This is a genomic window from Streptomyces sp. NPDC007189, from assembly GCF_040703635.1.
Classification (GTDB): domain Bacteria; phylum Actinomycetota; class Actinomycetes; order Streptomycetales; family Streptomycetaceae; genus Streptomyces.
Window position 1 is genome coordinate 1 of the sequence record NZ_JBEYEY010000032.1, and the last position, 19,271, is coordinate 19,271.

The 19,271-nt window shown below is 69.1% G+C and carries 14 protein-coding genes and 1 pseudogene; 7 read left to right on the plus strand and 8 right to left on the minus strand.

What is annotated here, in order from left to right:
• Positions 1 to 600 precede the first annotated feature (600 nt).
• The 3 genes and pseudogenes from AB0950_RS37920 (at position 601) to AB0950_RS37930 (ending at position 3,234) form a co-directional block, all read left to right on the plus strand.
• The gene (locus AB0950_RS37920; protein ID WP_366780514.1) at positions 601 to 1,842 is read left to right on the plus strand and encodes a TDT family transporter; all 1,242 of its coding nucleotides are present in this window, start codon (positions 601 to 603) and stop codon (positions 1,840 to 1,842) included.
• Positions 1,843 to 2,218: 376 nt separating this feature from the next.
• Positions 2,219 to 2,697 (plus strand): annotated as a pseudogene (locus AB0950_RS37925) (DJ-1/PfpI family protein); the annotation flags it as partial.
• A gap of 240 nt (positions 2,698 to 2,937) precedes the next feature.
• Positions 2,938 to 3,234 carry a helix-turn-helix domain-containing protein gene (locus tag AB0950_RS37930; protein WP_366780529.1) on the plus strand — a complete coding sequence of 99 codons (297 nt, stop codon included), beginning with the start codon at positions 2,938 to 2,940 and terminating at the stop codon, positions 3,232 to 3,234.
• Positions 3,235 to 3,369: 135 nt separating this feature from the next.
• Here AB0950_RS37930 and AB0950_RS37935 read toward each other — a convergent pair whose 3' ends face one another.
• The 7 genes from AB0950_RS37935 to AB0950_RS37965 form a co-directional block, all read right to left on the minus strand.
• The gene (locus tag AB0950_RS37935; RefSeq protein WP_366780515.1) at positions 3,370 to 6,117 is read right to left on the minus strand and encodes a multifunctional oxoglutarate decarboxylase/oxoglutarate dehydrogenase thiamine pyrophosphate-binding subunit/dihydrolipoyllysine-residue succinyltransferase subunit; all 2,748 of its coding nucleotides are present in this window, start codon (positions 6,115 to 6,117) and stop codon (positions 3,370 to 3,372) included.
• Positions 6,118 to 6,400: 283 nt separating this feature from the next.
• Positions 6,401 to 7,279: an ABC transporter substrate-binding protein gene (locus AB0950_RS37940; protein ID WP_360162297.1), complete on the minus strand. Its 879-nt coding sequence runs from the start codon at positions 7,277 to 7,279 to the stop codon at positions 6,401 to 6,403.
• Positions 7,280 to 7,339: 60 nt separating this feature from the next.
• Positions 7,340 to 8,098 carry an SDR family oxidoreductase gene (locus tag AB0950_RS37945; RefSeq protein WP_360162295.1) on the minus strand — a complete coding sequence of 253 codons (759 nt, stop codon included), beginning with the start codon at positions 8,096 to 8,098 and terminating at the stop codon, positions 7,340 to 7,342.
• Complete coding sequence (locus AB0950_RS37950) at positions 8,095 to 8,721, minus strand: helix-turn-helix domain-containing protein (protein ID WP_366780516.1); 627 nt, start codon at positions 8,719 to 8,721, stop codon at positions 8,095 to 8,097. Before AB0950_RS37950 ends, AB0950_RS37945 begins: the two co-directional genes overlap by 4 nt.
• An 870-nt stretch (positions 8,722 to 9,591) precedes the next feature.
• Positions 9,592 to 10,833, minus strand: a complete 1,242-nt coding sequence (locus AB0950_RS37955; RefSeq protein ID WP_366780517.1) for a thiolase family protein — start codon at positions 10,831 to 10,833, stop codon at positions 9,592 to 9,594.
• Entirely contained in the window at positions 10,830 to 11,474 is a 645-nt protein-coding gene (locus AB0950_RS37960) for a CoA transferase subunit B (protein ID WP_366780518.1), read from the minus strand. The genes AB0950_RS37955 and AB0950_RS37960 overlap by 4 nt, the downstream gene beginning before the upstream one ends.
• Positions 11,474 to 12,229, minus strand: coding sequence for a CoA transferase subunit A (locus AB0950_RS37965; protein ID WP_366780530.1), 756 nt, complete (start codon positions 12,227 to 12,229; stop codon positions 11,474 to 11,476). The genes AB0950_RS37960 and AB0950_RS37965 overlap by 1 nt, the downstream gene beginning before the upstream one ends.
• A gap of 441 nt (positions 12,230 to 12,670) precedes the next feature.
• Here AB0950_RS37965 and AB0950_RS37970 point away from each other — a divergent pair, with 441 nt between their 5' ends.
• The 4 genes from AB0950_RS37970 (at position 12,671) to AB0950_RS37985 (ending at position 17,615) form a co-directional block, all read left to right on the plus strand.
• Entirely contained in the window at positions 12,671 to 13,804 is a 1,134-nt protein-coding gene (locus tag AB0950_RS37970) for a maleylacetate reductase (protein ID WP_366780519.1), read from the plus strand.
• Positions 13,797 to 14,666: a dioxygenase gene (locus tag AB0950_RS37975; protein ID WP_360162285.1), complete on the plus strand. Its 870-nt coding sequence runs from the start codon at positions 13,797 to 13,799 to the stop codon at positions 14,664 to 14,666. The genes AB0950_RS37970 and AB0950_RS37975 overlap by 8 nt, the downstream gene beginning before the upstream one ends.
• A gap of 104 nt (positions 14,667 to 14,770) precedes the next feature.
• Positions 14,771 to 15,259: a flavin reductase family protein gene (locus AB0950_RS37980; RefSeq protein ID WP_360162283.1), complete on the plus strand. Its 489-nt coding sequence runs from the start codon at positions 14,771 to 14,773 to the stop codon at positions 15,257 to 15,259.
• A gap of 136 nt (positions 15,260 to 15,395) precedes the next feature.
• Positions 15,396 to 17,615: a LuxR C-terminal-related transcriptional regulator gene (locus AB0950_RS37985; protein ID WP_366780520.1), complete on the plus strand. Its 2,220-nt coding sequence runs from the start codon at positions 15,396 to 15,398 to the stop codon at positions 17,613 to 17,615.
• Between the two features lie 19 nt (positions 17,616 to 17,634).
• Here AB0950_RS37985 and AB0950_RS37990 read toward each other — a convergent pair whose 3' ends face one another.
• Positions 17,635 to 19,164, minus strand: a complete 1,530-nt coding sequence (locus tag AB0950_RS37990) for a 4-hydroxyphenylacetate 3-hydroxylase N-terminal domain-containing protein (protein WP_360162279.1) — start codon at positions 19,162 to 19,164, stop codon at positions 17,635 to 17,637.
• Positions 19,165 to 19,271: the final 107 nt, after the last annotated feature.

The window sequence follows — 19,271 nt, forward strand, 5'->3', positions numbered from 1 at the left end:
CAGCCCGCCCCCTTGCGCATACCTCATAACGTCGGCATACCGCAGGGATCATGAGGCGTCAGCCCCTACGACACCACGCTTTGAAGGTCAGTAACAGCGGACTGGAGAGCCAACGCGGTTCTTTTGCCGGTGGGTTGAGAGATCGAACACTCCCTCAACAGCCCGGTAGCTCGTGCGTTGCGTGCACCAATCCAGTCACCACCGCTTCGCGACCAGCCCGAGGCCTTTGCCCCGTCGCTTCAAGCCCCACCGCCTGGCGGCTGCTGGCCGGCCTTGACCCGGGGCACGCTGGCGTCGGACTGCCCGGTCTGGCCCTGGACGTCGGCGCCATCCTCGTCGATCTGTCGTTCACAACTGAGGTGACCATCGGCGAGCCGGTCACCAGCATCGTCAGCGGCGACAAGGGCCCGATCTGTGGGAGCGGAGTCACCGGGATGTGCTCATCTGCGGAGTCATCGACAGGAGCGACACGGCCCGCGTCATCGCCGAGCAGGACCTGACCCCCTTGTTCGGAACCGCCGTTGCCCGATGTGTGCCAGGATCCGCTTACATCAAGACATGATGAGGAGTGCCGCCGCAACCCCGCATACCGTTCGGAGAATGAAGTCTTCCCCGCGTGCGTGCCCTTCGACGCCGACGGCAAACAGCGCCCCCCGTCCAACGCTCGCCCCCAGCTGGTTTGCGGCCGTGATGGGCACCGGCATCGTCGCGAACGCGGCAGTCACCCTGCCATGGAGCTTTCCCGGACTGCAGACTGCGGCCGTGGTGGTCTGGCTGGGCGCCGCGCTCCTGCTGGTCTTGCTGGCACTCGTTTACCTCCGGCAACGAGCGCTGCGATTGCACGCAGGCGATCCTGTGTCGGCCCAGTTCCTGGGCGCGCCACCGATGGCGCTGCTCATGGTGGGCGCGGGGGCGTTGCTGTTGGGCCACCGGCTCATCGGCCTCCGGGCGGCACTGGACGTGGACTGGGCCCTGTGGTCGCTTGGTACCCTGCTCGGTCTTGTCACAGCCGGCACGGTGCCCTATCTGATGGTCACCCGGCACAGCTTCACGCCGGACGCGGCGTTCGGGGGCTGGCTGATGCCGGTGGTGCCGCCCATGGTCTCGGCCGCGACAGGAGCGCTTCTCGTCCCGCACACACCGGCCGGGCAGCCGCGTCTCGCCCTGCTCTTGGGCTGCTACGCGATGCTGGGGCTGGGCCTGATCACGTCGCTGCTGGTGCTGGCCATGATCTACTCACGCCTGGTGCACCACGACGCACCCACCGGAGCAGTGGTGCCCACCGTATGGATCGGGGTGGGGGCGTTGGGTCAGTCAGTGACGGCGCTCGGCGCGCTGGCCGAGGTGGCCCCGAGTGTCCTTGCTGGGCCCTACGCGCGGGGAACCGCGGTTTTCGCGCTGCTGTGCGGAATAGTGCTGTGGGGCTTCGCCATGCTGTGGCTGGCGCTCGCCACAGGGTTGACCGTGCGGACGGTCCGGACCGGGCTGCCTTTCGCGGCCACATGGTGGGCTTTCATTTTCCCGGTCGGCGCCTGCGTGACGGCCACCGGCACCCTCGCGCTGAGGACCGGTTCGTCCCCGTTCGTCTGGACAGCCGTGCTGTTCTACGCAGTGCTTGTCACCGCCTGGGTGGTGGTGGCCGGACATTCCCTCCGTCACGTCGCCAGGCACATGAGCCGCTGGTCCGGCGGCGGGAACGCGCGTCGTCCGTCCGTCGAACCGGACCCGCGGCCCGACGCGCGAGCGGAGACGGGGGCACCGTCCGCACCACCGCGGACGGCCGTCCGATCACCGGAGCCCGTGTCACCCTCCTCGACCGGTCCGGCGACGTCGTCGGCATAACACTCACAGCCGAGGACAGTTGGTACGCCTCACTGTTCTCCACGGCGACCACTGCACCGTCGCGACGGCGAAGTGTAGTGGGGTGTGGCGTGGGTTTGCGTCAAATCGGCTTGCGCGATGCCACGGCAAATGGATCCGGGCGGCGGCCGCTCCGAAAACCGCCGGGGAAAGATTGAAGAAACCAAGACGGGCTCGAGATCCCCGTTCGGGGGGCGTCAGGTGATATGCGAAGCGTGCCGGATGCCAGCAAAGATGCCGCAGTCATGCGGCTCACTTTTGTGCGCAGCCCCATGATGAAGGGCTCGTTTGTAGATCAAACTCGCTGGCGTTAGCATTGGACGAATGGGCATTTCTCTGTACGGCCCGGAGGCGTTCGATGAACCGCAGGCACCCTGGAGCAGACCCACTCACGGTGGCGGTATTCGTATTTCAGGGAGTGCGACTGCTTGATGCGACCGGGCCTGTGGAGGTTTTCGCCTCGGCGAACGACTTCGGCGGGCGGTACCAGATCCAGCTGGTTTCCCAGGACGGAGGCGAGGTGATCACTGCCGCCGGAACTCGTCTCGTTGCCGACGTTTCGGCCGACGACATGTGCGAGCCGTGCGACGTGCTGGTGATCCCGGGCGGTCCGGACTGGGAGACCCTGATCAAGGACGATGCGCTTCTGGATGTCGTGCGACGGCTGAGTGCGAAGGCTGCACGGCATCGGTGTGCACGGGAGCCTTCCTGCTGGCTGCGGCCGGACTTCTGGACGGCCGTCGCGCCGCGACGCACTGGCGTAACTCACGTCAACTGGCTTTGCGTTTCCCGGCCGTCCAGGTCGAAGCGGACGCCATCTTCGTACGGGACGGCCGGGTGATGACCTCGGCAGGTGTCAGCGCCGGCATCGACCTGGCGTTGGCGATCGTCGAAGAACACTACGGTGCGCAGGTCGCTCGCGCCGTTGCCAAGGACATGGTCGTCTTCATGCAGCGACCGGGTGGCCAGTCCCAGTTCAGCGTCCGCTCCCGGGCCCCGCATACCCGTCAGGACATGCTCCGCCGGGTCCTGGACGCGGTCGCGGAGGACCCCGGGGCGAATCACACCCTGTCGGCGATGGCTCGCCGGGCAGGTGTCAGCACGCGTCAGGTGACCCGGCTGTTCGAAAAGGTGGGGACCACACCGGCCCGGTACGTGGAGCAGGTCCGGCTGGAGGCCGCACAGGCGATGCTCGAGACGGGGGACGACCCCCTTGCCGTGGTCGCACGGCGCACAGGGTTCGGCTCGCCCGAGTCGCTTCGCAGGGCGTTCGTGCGGCACTTGAGTGTGACGCCGGGGGCGTTCCGGTCCCGGTTCCGCACCACCGGAACGGCTGCACATGGCCGTCCGGAGACTGAGGCGGTCGCTCAGTAGTCGGGACCGACCCCACCGCCCCGGATCGACGTCAGCGGCTGCTGCCACGCCACCAAGCCCATCGCCGGGGCCGGTACGACCCCGGAGGCCGGAGCCGTCGAAGAGCACCGTCCAGCCCTCGGTGTCGGCGGGTACTCAGTGGAACGCCGAGGTCACGAGGGCTTTCTGCTCCATGGCATGCCGCTGAGCAGAGCCGGCTGCGGGGGCGGGCGCCGCAGGGCGGCTGACGCATCCCACGGGGTGGTCTCCCAGCCGGTACAGACGTGGCGCGACGAAAGACCAGGCTCCTTGGTTTTCCGGCTCCTCCTGCACCCAACGCACTTCCGCACCAGAAGGAAAGCGGGCAAGTTCTGCCCTGAGCTCTTCCTCGGGGAACGGATAGAGGCGCTCCACGCGGACGATCGCTGCGTCCGGCCGGCCCGAGCCGCGCCGGTGGGCGTCCAGGTCGTAGAAGACCTTGCCCGAGCACAACAGCACGCGCGCGGTTCGAGCAGGATCCACCGCGTGATCGGGTAGGACCGCGCGGAAGCTGCCACGCGTGAACTCTGACAGACCGGAGGTCACGGCCTTCGACCGCAGCATCGACTTGGGCGTGAAGACCACCATCGGCCTGTCGTGGTGGCCCAGCCCCTGCTTCCTGAGCAGATGAAAATAGCTGCTCGGTGTGGAGGGAACAGCCACAGTCATGTTGTCCTGCGCACACAGCTGAAGGAAACGCTCGATCCTGGCGGAGGAGTGGTCAGGTCCCTGCCCCTCAAGGCCGTGGGGCAGCAACAGCGTCACTGCGGAGCGTTGCCCCCACTTCTGCTCGGACGACGAGACGTACTCGTCGACGACAGTCTGAGCTCCATTGGCGAAGTCCCCGAACTGGGCCTCCCACAGCACCAGTGCATCGGGCCGCGCCAGCGAGTACCCGTACTCGAAAGCCAGCGCCGCCAGTTCGGACAACATCGAGTCGTACGGTGCGAAGTGCTCGGCCTGCGGGCCGAGGGCGTTCAGCGGCGTGTGCTCCGAGCCGGTACGCCGGTCGGTGAGCACGGCATGGCGTTGGCCGAACGTACCGCGACGCGAATCCTGACCGGCCAGCCGCACCGGAACCCCCTCCAGCAGCAGGGAACCGATCGCCAGTGTCTCCGCGGTGGCCCAGTCGACCGTCCGGGTGTCGAGCATTGCCGTACGCCTCTGGAGTTGCGGCAGGACTCGCGGGTGCACGGTGAAGTGCCGCGGCAGGTCGGTGTGTGCACTGATGACCTGCCGGGCGGTCGCCTCTTCGATCGCGGTAGCCGCCCGGTGGACTGTCCGCTCCTCAGCGCCCGTGGAGTGGATGTCCTCGACGGCGAAGGGAGTGGGCAACGCCCGGGTCTCCGCGAAGGCCCGCTCCAGGTGCTGCTGGTAGTTGCGGCGTGCGCCCTCCACCTGCTCCCCGCCGATGTCCCCTCGGCGGACCAGCGCCTCGGCGTACAGCTTGCGCACCGATGCCTTGGCGGCGATGCGGTCGTACATCACCGGCTGGGTGATGGACGGGTCGTCGACCTCGCTGTGCCCATGGCGCCGGTAGCAGACGAGATCGATCACGACGTCCTTGTGGAACGCCTGGCGGTATTCGAAAGCCAGTCGTGCGACTCGGACGACAGCCTCGGGGTCGTCTCCGTTGACGTGGAAGATCGGGGCTTCCACCATCCTTGCCACGTCGGTGGCGTACCTGCTCGAACGGGCGCTGGCGGGCAGTGTGGTGAAGCCGACTTGGTTGTTGACGATCACGTGAACCGTCCCGCCCGTGCGGTAGCCGGGCAGCTGGGACATGTTCAGGGTCTCGGCCACCACGCCCTGGCCGGCGAACGCCGCGTCGCCGTGAAGGACGACGGGCAGTACGGGAAATGGCCGGCCACGGTCTGCGGCCCGGTCCTGCTTCGCGCGCACCGCTCCCTGGGTCACCGGTCCCACGATCTCCAGATGCGAGGGGTTCGCCACGACGGAGACGGCTATGGTTCCGCCGTCAAGGGCACGGTAGGTGCCCTCCGCACCCAGGTGGTACTTCACATCCCCGGATCCCTGGGCCGACCGGATGTCCACGGCGTCCTCGAACTCGTGGAAGATTTCCCCGTAGGACTTGCCGATGATGTTGGCCAGCACATTGAGCCGGCCACGGTGTGCCATCCCGATGACGGCTTCCCGCACACCGTCCTTGATCGCGCGGCGCAGCAGGGCGTCGAGCAGTACGATCGCCGACTCACCGCCCTCGAGCGAATACCGCTTCTGCCCCACGTACTTGGTCTGCAGGAACGTCTCGAAGGCCTCGGCCGCCCCCAGCCGGTAGAGGATCTGCAGTTGTTCGGCTCGGTCCGGCCGATGCTGAGGGCCTTCGATCCGCCGCTGGATCCAGCGACGCTCGTGGGAGTCCTGGATGTGCATGTACTCGAAGCCGACAGCGCGGCAATAGAACTCCTGCACGGCGTCCAGCACCTCTTGAAGGCGCATGGTGGACTGCCCGGCGAACCCGTCGACGACGAACTTCTCCTCTCGGTCTTCGTCGTGGAGCCCGAATGCCGTGATGTCGAGTTCTGGATGCCCGGCGGCTGACCGCGACGTGAGTGGGTCCGTGTCAGCCACCAAGTGGCCGCGCACTCGGTACGCGTGGATGAGCGACGCAACGCGGACCGCCTTGACCGCCGCCGCGCCTGTGTCGTCACGCCTCACGGCCGTGGTGGCGCGTACCTGCTGGGCCGGCACGGAGGGCGAGGCGGCGAAGAAGTCTCTCCATGTCTGATCGACCGAGGCAGGGTCGTGCAGATAGTGCTGCCGCTGCTCGTCCACGACCCATTCGTTGAGCCCGAATTCCAAGCCTTGGGACACCGGTCGACCGGTGCCTGACTGTGACTCCACGGCGAAGAACGCCTTCTTTCCTCATTCGGAGTTGCCGGTGCCGGACGCGGTCGGACCGTCATCCGACCATGAGTTGATCGTCCGGATCCGTTGGGGAGTGGCCCTTTCGACCGCGTCGCACCGACAACGCTAGGGCGCCGTGAGAGCTGGGACGGATAGGAAGATGTGCCATAACTGCCCCATATCGGGACGTTGGGTCGCAGAGCCCGAGCCCCGGTAGCCACGGACGACTGGCCACACCGTGTCCGCGAGGCCGCCCACGTCGTCCCGGAGGTCCCGATGGCTAGAGCGCGGTGATCGCGGTGCGGTAGAAATCGGCCGCGGTGAGGCCTGCGGGGACGCCGAGTTCGGCGGCGACCGCGGTGATCGCCTTGTCGCCGACAGCGAGGTCGGCCTGCCCGTCGGTGGTGAAGTACGGTGCGATGAACGTCTCGTAGTGGGCTCGGACCTCTTCTGCGGTCTGTCCGCCGAGGAACGTCCGCATGTGCCGCACCGTGGTGTCGGGGTCGTCGTGGATCACCTGCAGTGCGCGCCGGTGCGCTCGTACGACGGCCTGGACCGCGGGGTCGTCCGGTGAGATGTACGTGGGGTCGACGGCCACGCCCACGGTGGGAATCCGGAAGTCGTCGCCGACCCACCCCAGCACCCGCCAGCCGTGCTCGGCGGCGACCGCCTCCGGTGCCATGGTGCTGCCGACGTAGGCCGCGTCGATGCTGCCGTCGTTGAGCCGGCGCAGGTCCATGCCGTAGTCGCCGGGCGAGCGGACGATGGTGTGGAGGTCGCGGTCCGGGTCGAGGCCGGCCTTTCGCAGTACGATCCGGGCGAATGCGCCGGGCGGGGTGTGCGGGGCATGGACCGCCAGCCGTCGGCCGGCAAGGTCGGCCAGGGAGGTCAGGCCGGGGCGGGCCAGGAACCAGAACAGCGGGCGGTGGGTGTTGACACTGAGTGCTACCCACGGGGTGCCGTCGGTCAGTCGGGACAGCAGTGCCCGGCCGAGTCCGATGGTGGCGCAGCGGCGCAGCCGTTCCACGTCCCAGTTGCAGCCGTCGCGCAGCGCGACGTGGACGCCCTCGTCGGCGTAGTAGTCCTGCTGGTCGGCGATGTAGGCGGCCAGTTCCTCGTGCAGGCCTCGTCCGACGTAGGCCAGGTCGATCGTGTGCATGAACGTCTTTTTCCTTGATCGTTTGAGGGCGTGGCCCCGTGTGCGGAGGTCAGCGTGATGTCAGTCCATGGCCATTCCGCCGTTGACCGCGGCCGTGGTGCCGGTCATGAAGGAGTTGTCCTCGGCGGCGTAGAAGGCGACCGCTTGGGCGACGTCGGCCGGGTGGGCCAGGCGGCCCAAGGGGGTGGCGGCCACCTGCCGCTGCCTCGTCGCGTCGTCGAGAACCTCATCGGCGATGCGGGACTCGACCGGGCCGGGCGAGACGACGTTGACCGTGATGCCCTGCGGCCCGAGTTCCTGGGCGAGGTACCGGGCGAACTGCTCGAGCGCGGCCTTGGACACGCCCAGTGCGATCATGCCCGGCCGGGGCCGCCGGCTGAGACCGGTGCCGATGTAGATGAGGCGTCCCCAGCCCTGCTCGGTCATGGTGGGCAGTACGGCTTTGGTGACCGCGAACGCCGCATGCATCTCGGCGTCGATCTTGCCGCCCAGTTCTTCCCAGGTCATGTCCCGGAACGACTTGACCGCATACGGGATGAGCGCGTTGTGCACGAGCGCGTCGACGCCGCCGCCCCAAGCCGCCTGGACCTGCTCGACCATGCCCGCGACGGCCGCCTCGTCGCGCACGTCTGCCTGGACGGCCATGGCCTGGCCGCCTGCGGTCTCGATGTCCGCCACGACCTCTTCGGCCGCCTTGGTGTTGCGGAGGTAGTTGACCACCACGCGCATTCCTCGCGTGGCCAGGAGCCGCGCCGTGGCTGCGCCGATGCCGCTGCTGGCCCCAGTCACCAATGCCACCCTGCCGGTTGTCCCGGTCATGGGCCCACCTCCTGATCGTCGTCGCGGGCCGTCGGGATGACCGCCCGGGGTTGTTCGTCGTCGATGCCCCGGTCTGCCGGCCGGATGGCGCCGTAGAGCACGGTGTCGACGGTGGCCCGCAGCAGATCGGCCGCAGTCCAGTCCAGTTCGCGCGGCAACTGCGACATGAGCAGACGCTCCAGCGCACCGCGGGTGATCTCGCTCAACAGCTCGGGCGGGGCCGACAGCACGCCCTGCCGGTGTCCTTCCCGGAACAACTCGTCGAGTCGCTGGTAGACCACCGCGTCCACACGCTGCTCCACGTACTGGCGCAGTATCGCGTCGCCCCGCCCCGACGCGAGTTGAGGTGCGCCGATCCGCCCGAGCTCGCTGCCCGCCGCGATCAGGAACCGCTGTACCCGCACACCGAACGGCTGCTCTTCCGCGTCCTCGGCCGCCGCGACCAGGGTGCGCTCGACGATGGCGAACTGCCGATCCAGCACCGCGGCCAGCAGGCTGCGCTTGTCCGGGAAATGGCGGTAGATCGTCTTCTTGCTCATCCGGAGTTCACGAGCGAGATCGTCCATGCTCACCCGTGCGAAGCCCGCACCGAAGAACAGCCGGCCGGCCGCCTCCACGATCACGTCCCGGCGCTGTTCGTCACTGGTGGAAACTCGAGAAACTGAATTAGTTTCCATAGTTCCCATGGTTGCCCTAGGTCACTGCGCTGTCAAGCGATGCCGTACGGCCCCAGTACCTGTCGGGGGACCCGTCCGAGTGCGGTGAGCCGTGCATGGTCGATCAAGGTCGTGGGGAGCCGGACCCCGGACCGGGGCGACGCCCGGCGGTCCGGGTGACGCGGAACGAACGGAGGATGGCCGGCGGTGGCGGGAACGGCTCGGCGGCGTGCGGCGTCGAGATGGGCGTACAGGCAGCTGACCCGGCGAGCGCCTCGGACCTGGCCCCCGCTTGCCGGCGGGTGGCTGCGCCAGGGTGCGGGCGTCGGTCCCGGACCGATGGCGCGGCCGGTGCCGGCCGCGCCGCGCAGCAACCGGCCCAGGCGCCGACCGGCGACCCGTTCACGGGGGAGCGGCGGGCGAGCTGCTCGGGGTCGCCGAGGCAGACGAGGCTGCCGCCGCTCGCGCACCGCATCGGTCAGGGGAAAGCGGCTCGTCAGAGATACGCGGAACCAGGGCGCGAGACAATCCGCCGGCACGCCCGCGGTCACCTCCAGTCGCACGGTCCTGCTCGTCGGACGCCAGCAGGAAGACCGCCTCCCGCATGTACGCCCCTGTCGCGCATGGGGAGTCCCGGCAGCCGGTCCAGTTCGGCCCGGCGCAGCGACCCGAGGGTGGTGAGGGAAGCGAGGCCCGTAGGGATGCGCCGCGCCGCCTTCCCGCATGGCGCACATGCCAGTTACCGGTACGTCCGCACCTGCCGACCTCACACGGAGGCCGCCGCCGATCCCCGACACGGCCGGTACGCCCGCGACGGTCCGCTCGACCAGTGGCGTGTCAGCGTTCGAGGACGAGGGCGAGGCCCTGGCTCACGCCGGTGCAGAGGGTGGCCATGCCCGTGCCGGAGCCGCGGCGGGAGAGTTGGTGGGCGACGGTGCCGGCGAGGCGGGCGCCGGAGGCGCCGAGGGGGTGGCCCAGGGCGATCGCCCCGCCGAGGGGGTTGAGGATCGCCGGATCGAACGCAGGCCATTCGGCGAGGCAGCCGAGGACCTGTGCGGCGAACGCCTCGTTCAGCTCGAGTACGTCGAGATCGGCGAAGGTCCGCTTGGCCTTGGCGAGGGCCCGGTTGACGGCTTCGACGGGGGCGAGGCCGAAGTAGTCGGGGTCGATTGCGGACACTCCGGTCGCGGAGACGCGGGCCAGCGGCTCCCGGCCGATGGCCTTCACGCCCTCCTCGTCGGCCAGCAACAGGGCGGCGGCTCCGTCGTTGAGCGGTGAGGCGTTGCCGGCGGTCACTGTGCCTCCCTCCGCCTTCGGCCGGGGAGAGTCCCGTCTCGTTTCGCTCGCGGTGCGGAAGGCCGGCTTCAGCTTCGCCATCGCTGCGAGGGACGCGTCGGGTCGTACGCACTCGTCGGCCGCGAAGAGGTACGGCTCGCCCGTGCGCTGCGGGACGGGGACGGGAGCCAACTCGGCGTCGAACAGGCCCTGTTCCTGGGCGGCTGCGGCCTTCTGGTGGCTGTGCAGGGCGAACTCGTCCTGCTGCTCACGGCTGATCGCGTGTTTGTCGGCTATCAGCTCGGCCGACTCCCCGAGAGGGATGGACCATTGCGGGGTCATCGCTGGGTTGACCATCCGCCAGCCCAGCGTGGTGGAGTACAGCTCGGCTTGGGCGGTCGGGAACGACCTGTCGTTCTTGGGCAGCACATAGGGGGCGCGGGTCATGGACTCGACACCGCCGGCGACGACGATGGAGGCGTCACCGATGGCGATGGCGCGTGCGGCCTGGATGACGGCTTCGAGTCCGGAGGCGCACAGCCGGTTGACCGTCGCTCCGGGCACGCTGGTGGGCAGGCCGGCGAGCAGGACGGCCATGCGGGCGACGTTGCGGTTCTCCTCGCCGGCTCCGTTGGCGTTGCCGAGGTACACGTCCTCGATACCCGCCGGGTCCAAACGAGCGCTGCGGGCAAGGAGTTCGCGGATGGTCTGGGCAGCCAGGTCGTCCGGGCGTACCGAGGCCAGACCGCCGTTGTAGCGCCCGATCGGTGTGCGCACGGCGTCAACGATGTAAACGGGGTTCACAGCAGGCCCTCCGTGACGGTCACCTTGGCGTCGGTCTTGGCGATGATCTCCTCGACGTCGACGGCCGGTGCGCACTCGACCAGCACAAGCCCCTGGTCTGTGACGTCGAGGACACCGAGGTCGGTGATCATCCGGTTCACGCAGCGCTTCCCGGTCAGCGGTAGCGTGCACTCGGTGAGGATCTTCGGCGAGCCGTCCCTGGCCGTGTGCGTCATGACGACGATGACCGTGCGGGCGCCGTGGACCAGGTCCATGGCGCCGCCGATCCCGGTGATCATCTTTCCGGGGATCGCCCAGTTCGCCAGGTCCCCCTGCTCGGACACCTGCATGGCGCCCAGTACGGCCACGTCGATGTGCCCACCCCGGATCATCGAGAACGACAGCGCGGAGTCGAAGAAGGACGCGCCGGGCAGGACCGTGACGGTCTCCTTGCCCGCGTTGATCAGGTCCGGGTCGACCTCGTCCTCACTCGGATAGGGACCGGTGCCCAGGAAGCCGTTCTCCGACTCCAGGATCACCTCCACCCCGGGCGGCAGGTAGTCCGGGATCAGCGTGGGCAGACCGATGCCCAGGTTGACGTACTGGCCGCCGCGCAGCTCAAGCGCCGCGCGGGCGGCCATCTCCTCGCGAGTCCAGGCCATCAGCCGCTCACCGTCCGCCGCTCGATCTTCTTGTCCGCCGCCTGCTCCGGGGTGAGGGCCAGTACCCGCTGCACGAAGATGCCGGGCAGATGCACCGCGTCCGGCTCGATCTCACCGGGTTCCACCAGTTCCTCCACCTCCGCGATCGTGACCTTGCCGGCCATGGCCGCGAGGGGGTTGAAGTTGCGGGCGGACTTGCTGAACACCAGGTTCCCGTGCCGGTCGCCCTTCGCCGCCCGGACCAGCGCGAAGTCGGTGCGGATGCCGTGCTCGAGCACGTACTCGGTGCCGTCGAAGACGCGTACCTCCTTGGCCGGTGAGGCCAGCACGACCTCGCCGCAGCCGCCGTACCGCCAGGGCAGCCCGCCCTCGGCGACCTGCGTGCCCACCCCGGCCGGCGAGTAAAAGGCGGGAATGCCCGAACCTCCGGCACGCAGCCGCTCGGCGAGCGTCCCCTGCGGGATCAGCTCCACCTCCAGCTCACCGGCCAGATACTGCCGGGCGAACTCCTTGTTCGCCCCGACATACGATCCCGTCACCCGGTGGATCCGACCCGCCGACAACAGTACGGCCAGGCCCGAATCCATCGCCCCGCAGTTGTTCGAGACGACCGACAGCCCGCCGACGCCACGCTCGAAAAGTGCCTGGATCAGCCCATTCGGCACGCCACTCAACCCGAACCCGCCCACGGCCAACGAAGCTCCGTCCGGCACATCCGCTACGGCCTCCAGAGCCGTATCCACCGATTTGTCCATACTGTTTGTGTCCTCAGTGCTCGCGTGAATTCCGTGTTCAGCGCGGAGTGTTTTCCGCCGCCGGCATGTCCGCCCGATGCGCATCCAGCCTGGCTGGGACCTGGGTCCACGGTCCGGCGCCACGGCGCATTCGGCTGTGCCGCATCCTTGCGCGTGTCCCGCCCTGCGATGCCGTCCCGGGTGACTCGATCACCGGCTCCCGGTGAGGACAGGAATGCGGTGACAAAGGTCCGGATTCACGATGCAGCTCCTGGGCACCCCGCGGCATCCCGCAGATGGGTGATATCCGTCGACAGCCGGAGACCCCGGGCGCGGTACCTGTCGCACGAACAAGGTATTTGACCGCCGACGCTCGTTATCCCCAGCAGATTCCGTTGACCCCTGTCATTCAGGCACCGAAAGTCGTGTTTCCAAGCAGACGGCGGGACTGGGGAAATTCTCATGAAGACATTCGTGCATCGGGGACAGATCACCAAGGTGGTCTTCGGCAGCGGTACGCGCAGCCGCATCCCCGAAGAGGCCGATGCCCTCGGATGCCGCCGGGTGCTCATCCTGTGCACTCCTGGTCAAGCGGGCCAGGCAGCGCAGATGCACGAGGTACTCGGTGCTGCGGCCGTGGGAACTTTCACGGAAGCGGCCCCGCACACCCCCGTCGAGGTCACGGAGAGGGCCGTCGCGTACGCCAGAACCGTGGAAGCCGACTCCGTGCTCGCCATCGGCGGTGGCTCGACCATCGGTCTCGGCAAGGCGATCGCCCTGCGGACCGGGCTGCCACAGCTGGCACTGCCCACCACCTATGCCGGCTCGGAGATGACACCGATCCTCGGAGAGACCGAAGGGCGCCGGAAGACGACCCGCCGGCTGCCCGACGTGCTGCTCAAGACCGTGGTGTACGACGTGGACCTGACGCTCACGTTTCCCGCGGCGGCATCAGTGGTCAGCGGCATCAACGCGATGGCGCACGCAGTGGAGGCCCTCTACGCACAGGACCACGACCCGCTCGCCTTCCTGATGGCCGGTGCAGCGCTCGAATCCCTCACGCGGTCCCTCCCGGTCGTCGCGCAACGTCCGGACGACGGCGAGGCGCGGGCCGACGCCCTGTACGGGGCGTGGCTGGCGGGCACGTGCCTGGGCACGGTGGGCATGGCCCTGCATCACAAGGTGTGCCATGTCCTGGGCGGCACGTTCGGGCTTCCGCACGCCGAAACCCACACGGTCGTCCTGCCGCACGTGGTCGCCTACAACGCACCGGCGGCGCCGGAAGCCATGGCACGCATCGCGAAAGCGCTGTCGGCGGCCGACGCCGCGAACGGTCTCTTCGACTTCGCGGGAAGGCTCGGCGCCCCCAGGGCACTGCGAGACCTCGGCATGCCGGAATCGGGCATCGACCAGGCGGCCGAACTCATCGTGCAGGACGGCTACTGGAACCCGCGGCCAGTCGAACGGACGGCGGTACGCGCCCTACTGGCCCGCGCCTGGGCAGGGCAGCAGCCGCGCACACCACCCGGTGACGGACATCCCCGGACCGGGCCCGCCACCCACCGCCCAACCACCACGGGAGCGCGTCATGCGTGATCTGACCAGCGACACCATCACCGAGGCCGTGATCTCGACCATGCGGGACACCAAGGACTCCCGCGTCGCCGAGATCCTGGAATCACTGGTGCGGCACCTGCACGCTTTCGTCCGTGACGTCGAACTGACGGAGGACGAATGGGCCCGGGGAGTGGACTTCCTGACACGCACCGGGCAGATGTGCACCCCGACGCGTCAGGAGTTCATCCTGCTGTCCGACGTCCTCGGCGTCACCATGCTGGTCGACGCCCTGACCAACCGACGCCCCAGCCAGGCCACGCAGAACAGCGTGCTGGGCCCGTACTTCAGGCAGGACAGGCCGCAGCAGGCCGACGCCGCCGACATCTCCGGAGGTCTGCCCGGTACCCCGCTGTTCTTCGAGGGACGGGTCGTGGACCACGAGGGAGCACCGGTGGCCGATGCGGCGGTGGACGTCTGGCACAGCGACGCGGACGGCCACTACGACATGGAAGTGCCCGGCCTGGACGAGCCGGCCATGCGCGCGCTGTTCCGCACCGACGAGACGGGGCACTTCGGTTTCCGTTCCATCCGCCCGTCCAGTTACCCGATACCCGGTGACGGCCCGGTCGGCGAACTCATGAGCGCGACCAGCAGGTCGCTCATGCGTCCGGCCCATGTGCACCTGCGGATCGAGGCTCCGGGATTCCAGCGCGTGACCACCATGCTCTTCCCCTCGGACGACCCGCACCTGGACACCGATCCGGTGTTCGGCGTCAGGGAGTCGCTGGTCGAGCGCTACGACACGTACGCGGCCGACGCCGGGCCCTGCCGGGGCATGACCGACGTGCCGTACACCCTGCTGCGCCACACCTTCGTCCTCCAACCCCGCGTCACGGACTGATCCCACGGCGCCGCACGACGAGAGACGGTCATCCATGAGGACGGCCGACGTCGAACACTTCCTCACACCGTGGGGCCCTGCCCCGCATTCACGGAGGTCCTCAGATGAGTGAAACCCTCGACAAGGTCTTCGGGTTCCGGGCCACGATGAGCAGGCTCGCCACAGGTGTCAGCGTCATCACCACACGCTCCGGCGGCACGCCCATCGGCATGACGGCGAGCGCCGTCTCCGCGCTGTCCCTGGAGCCGCTCCAGCTGCTCGTGTGCATCGGCAACCAGCTGTTCACGCGGACCGCGATCGCGGAGCACGGGCGCTTCGCCGTCAACGTCCTCGGCGAGGACAGCGAGCACCTCGCGCGGAACTTCGCCCGTTCCCAGCGGGACAAGTTCGCGGGCGTGGAGACCATCGACGACCACGGCGTGCCCGTGCTGAGGGATGCCATCGCGGCCGTCGTGTGCGACGTCGCCGCGGCGCTGCCCGGCGGCGATCACACCATCTTCGTCGGCGACGTCCGCCACTTCGAACACCGGGTGGAAGGCCGGCCGCTGCTCCACTTCGGCGGAGATTTCGGCGCGCTCAAGCCCCCCTGCTAGCGCTGGTGACAGCGGCCCGACGAAGGCTGCTGCGGCCTGCCGGACCGGCCCATCACGGCCCCCGGCGTCCGGCTCCCGCAGGCGGGCCACGGACGCCGGGGGCGCCGCTCGTCCCCACGACTCCACCGAAGGTGCCATGACCAGCTCCGTGCCGCCCTTCAAACTGCGCCCTCCGGACCAGCCCCCGCACATCCTGACCCGCCCACGGCTGCTGCGCCGGCTGGACGCGTCGACCGAGCCCGTGGTGGTGGTCTCCGCACCCGCCGGCGCCGGGAAGACGGTGCTCCTGACCGAGTGGTCGCGAAGCCTCGGAACGCGCGGCGCATGCGCCTGGCTCAGCCTCGACGCGTACGACAACGCCCCGGGCCGGCTCTGGGCCGGCATCCTGCGGGCCTTGCAGAACGTACGGCCGGAACTGCCCGTCCGCCACGACAGCGGCGAGTGGACACTCGACGCATGGCTCGAGGAGATCCTTCCGAGCCTCGTGACCGGACTGCACGGACAGGGACCGCTCGCGCTGATCCTCGACGGAGTGGAATCGATCACGGACGTCGACGCGGTCCGCAGTCTTACGGACTTCCTGGCAAGGCTTCCGCAGGGCTTCCGCGTCATACTGTCGACCCGTCACGTTCCCGGCGGACCCGTACCGACCCTGCGCGCCCATGGCGTGATCGCCGAACTCGACCAGCACGACCTGGCCTTCAACCCCGAGGAGGCACAGGCCGTGCTCACCGATCTGCTGGCGTCCGCTCCGGCCCCGGACACGGCGCGCGCGCTCTACGAGGCCACCGAGGGGTGGGCGGCGGCGCTGTGCATCATGGGCCGTAGCCTCGCCCGCTCGTCGGACGACGCCGACACGGCGGACAATCTGGCCCGTGGCAGGCGAGCGGTCTCCGAGTACCTCGCCACCGAAGTGCTCTACCGGCTCACCACCGAACAGCGCCGGTTCCTGCTCCGCACGAGTGTGCTCGACGAACTGAGCGCCGGGCCGTGCCAGGCGCTCGCCGGGGACCGTGCGGGCGTGCTGCTGCGCGAGCTGGCACGGACCGTCCAGCTGCTCGTGCCCGTGGCCGCCGATCCCTCGGCATACCGGCGTCACCGCGCACTGTCCGCTTTGCTGTCCGACCTGCTCGGGTCCGAAGGACCGGAGACCGCGGTGTCCCTGCACCGGTCGGCGGCTCGGTGGTACTCCCGGCGGGGCGAGACGACCGCGGCCGTACGGCACTGGGTGCGGGGCGGCGACGAGTCCGCGGCCGTCGCGTCGATACTCGCCGACTGGGAGCAGGCGATCTCGGCAGGACGCAGCCGAGAGGTCGCGCAATGGCTCGAGCTCTTGCCGCCTCGCACGGTCGCCGCCGACGCAAGACTGTGCGTCGTGGCGGCGATGACGGCCCTCTCGGGGGGTGTTCCGGAAACGGCCGGACGCTGGCTGGACGTGGTCGGGCTCAGGGAGCAGGGGGCGGAAACGGTCGGCGAAGGCAGCACGGTGTCCGATGCGGCGGCCGTCGCCCGGGCCGTGGCCTGCTGGCTGCAGGGGGAGGTCCTGACCGGCGACCGCCTCGCCGAATCCGCCGTCGCCGGTACCCTCCCGTTGACTTCCTGGCGTGCCCTGGCCGGTACGGCCCGCGGTACCGCTCTGCTGTGGACCTCCCGGTACGGCGAGGCCGAGGTGCTGCTCGCCGAGGCGACCCGTGACGGGCATGCCGCCGGGAGCAGCTTGGCGCTGGTCCGGGCGCTGGGTCTGCGGGCGGTGTGCGCGTTGCTGGCCGGGCGCCACGAGCGGGCGCGCATGCTGAGCGACGAGGCGCACGCGGCGGCCGCGGCGGCCGGCCTGGAGCGGCACTTCGTCGCTGCGTCCGCCTACATCGCAAGGGCCGGCCTGCTTCTCGACGAGGGACGTGCCGACGAGGCCGAACGGACCCTGGCCGCAGCGGAAGCGGCGCTGGCGGACTCGTTCAGGACCGGCAGCGAACCCCAGATGCAGGCCTTGTACCACGCCACACGGGCCCGACTTGCCCGTGCGTGGCAGAACGCGGACGCCGCACGGGAGGCCCGTGAGGCGGCCGAGCGGGCAGCCGACCGGTGCGAATCCCCAGGAGCGCTGACGGACCTGATCGGGCGAGTCGGCGAGGACACCGTCGTGCCGCTCGCCGTGCCCGGCCTCCAGGAGCTGTCGCTGGGGGAGCACCGGGTGCTCCGCGCCCTGTCCGGTCCGCTGACACTGCGGGAGATCGCCTCCGAGTTCTATGTGTCCCACAACACCGTCAAGACACAGGTACGGGCGATCTTCCGCAAGCTCGGCGCGCACGACCGGAGCGGAGCGGTCGCCAGGGCCCGGGAGCGCGGCATGCTCTGACCCGGACCCCGGCATCCTGCTACGAGGCGTCCTGACGAGAGGCGTCCTGGCGCCGGGCGTAGTTCGCCTGGGCCAGGTACGCGGTCGCGTCGTCGCTGCTCACGCTCTCGAGGCCGCAGACCTTTCGCGCGAGGTCCGTCATGCCGCCGCTCGGGGACATCTCGGCGCGCTTCATGGTGAGGGTGCGGATGGCCAGCAGGGGCGTGCCGTTGAAGTTCTCGAAGACGCTGATGCGGTCGCCCCAGTCGGAGAGGAACATGTCGCGGATCACGCGGCTGATCTTGAGCCGGTCGTGCGGCCTGCCGACCGGTCCGGTCTGCAGCGCCTCCAGCCACGGCCGCAGTTCGGGCTGCTGCCACTGCCCCTCGGTGGGATAGATGAGCGCGGCACGACCGGACAGGTCGACGAGTTCGTGGGTCATGTCGGTGATGTGCTCGATGTAGTACGCCCGCCCGAAGTCGAACATCAGGACGTTCGGCTTGTAGATGCCGCCCGGAGTGTAGAACCCCTGGTCCTCCGAACCGACCACATGCGCCTTCAGCGTCTGGTGGAAGCCGGCGAACCGCGCGATCCGGGCCTGCACGGGCGGCAGTTGGTAGGTGCCGATGTGCTCGGTGATCAGCAGGGCCAGACCGAGCATCAGCTCGGCCTTCACCATGGCACGCACCAGCGAGTGGTAGTGCAGCCAGTCGAAGACGCGCTGCGGGTACAGCGACGCGTGCTCGGGGTTTCCGATGTGGAAGACCCGGTCCCAGGGGATGAGCACGTCCTCGAACACGATGATGCTGTCCAGCTCGTCACCCTGCGAGGCGAGCGGATGCTCCACCTCCTCGCCGTCGCGGACGTTGCTCTCCCGGCAGATGATGGTGACCCCGGGGGTGTTGGTCGGCACCGCCCCGTAGATGATCTGTTCCGACACGATTCCGGGGCGGTAGAAGACGCCGATGTGGATCCAGTCCCCGAAGGCCGCGCCGGTGCTGATCGCCTTCACACCCCGCACGGTGATGCCCTCGTCCGAGGTGGCCACCACCCGCAGTGCGGGGGAGTGGGCCTGCGCGGAGTCGCGCGAGCGGTCCGCCTGCGGGTCGACGAAGGCCGGCGTCGCGTTGAGGTCGCCGTCCCGCATCTCCTTCCAGAAGCCGAGGATCCCCGGGGTGAGGTCCCTCCCGTCAGTCCCGACGGACTGGCTGCTCCAGGGCTCGGGGTCGTCGACGTAGGTCAGCAGGACGTAGTTGTTGACGTCGGGCGTGCGCGGTATCGCCCCGCCGCCCAGTTCCCGCTGCACCGTCTCCAGGTAGCGCCGCTTGCGCAGCAGGTCCTCCTTGGAGCGGTGCTGGAACCAGGTCATGGACCGCCGGGCGCCGTCCTCGTCCACGAACGTCATGACGTTCTTGAGGTCCGGGCGGTGGTGCAGGTCGTAGAAGTCGGCGATGCTCCGGGCGTAAGCCCTCGTCTTGGGGTGCGTGGCCACGTTGTCGACGAGCTCGTCACCCACCCAGACCGTACGGCCGTCGTTCAGCGCCGCCAGGTATTGCTTGCCTGTACGCACGTGATGCTCCTCTCGGGACAAGAGATCTGGACGCCCCGAAGCATGCGTCGCGACGGGGTGAGCCGACGGCGCGGAACCGACAATCACCCGGGTGAAAGCGCCGAGCG

Excerpts from the sequence above, each read along its gene's own strand:
- AB0950_RS37930 (WP_366780529.1), top strand. The coding sequence starts at position 2,938 with ATGGCTCGCCGGGCAGGTGTCAGCACGCGTCAGGTGACCCGGCTGTTC.
- AB0950_RS37965 (WP_366780530.1), bottom strand. The coding sequence starts at position 12,229 with ATGGACAAATCGGTGGATACGGCTCTGGAGGCCGTAGCGGATGTGCCG.
- AB0950_RS37940 (WP_360162297.1), bottom strand. The coding sequence starts at position 7,279 with ATGCACACGATCGACCTGGCCTACGTCGGACGAGGCCTGCACGAGGAA.
- AB0950_RS37920 (WP_366780514.1), top strand. The coding sequence starts at position 601 with ATGAAGTCTTCCCCGCGTGCGTGCCCTTCGACGCCGACGGCAAACAGC.
- AB0950_RS37970 (WP_366780519.1), top strand. The coding sequence starts at position 12,671 with ATGAAGACATTCGTGCATCGGGGACAGATCACCAAGGTGGTCTTCGGC.
- AB0950_RS37960 (WP_366780518.1), bottom strand. The coding sequence starts at position 11,474 with ATGGCCTGGACTCGCGAGGAGATGGCCGCCCGCGCGGCGCTTGAGCTG.
- AB0950_RS37985 (WP_366780520.1), top strand. The coding sequence starts at position 15,396 with ATGACCAGCTCCGTGCCGCCCTTCAAACTGCGCCCTCCGGACCAGCCC.
- AB0950_RS37975 (WP_360162285.1), top strand. The coding sequence starts at position 13,797 with ATGCGTGATCTGACCAGCGACACCATCACCGAGGCCGTGATCTCGACC.
- AB0950_RS37980 (WP_360162283.1), top strand. The coding sequence starts at position 14,771 with ATGAGTGAAACCCTCGACAAGGTCTTCGGGTTCCGGGCCACGATGAGC.
- AB0950_RS37945 (WP_360162295.1), bottom strand. The coding sequence starts at position 8,098 with ATGACCGGGACAACCGGCAGGGTGGCATTGGTGACTGGGGCCAGCAGC.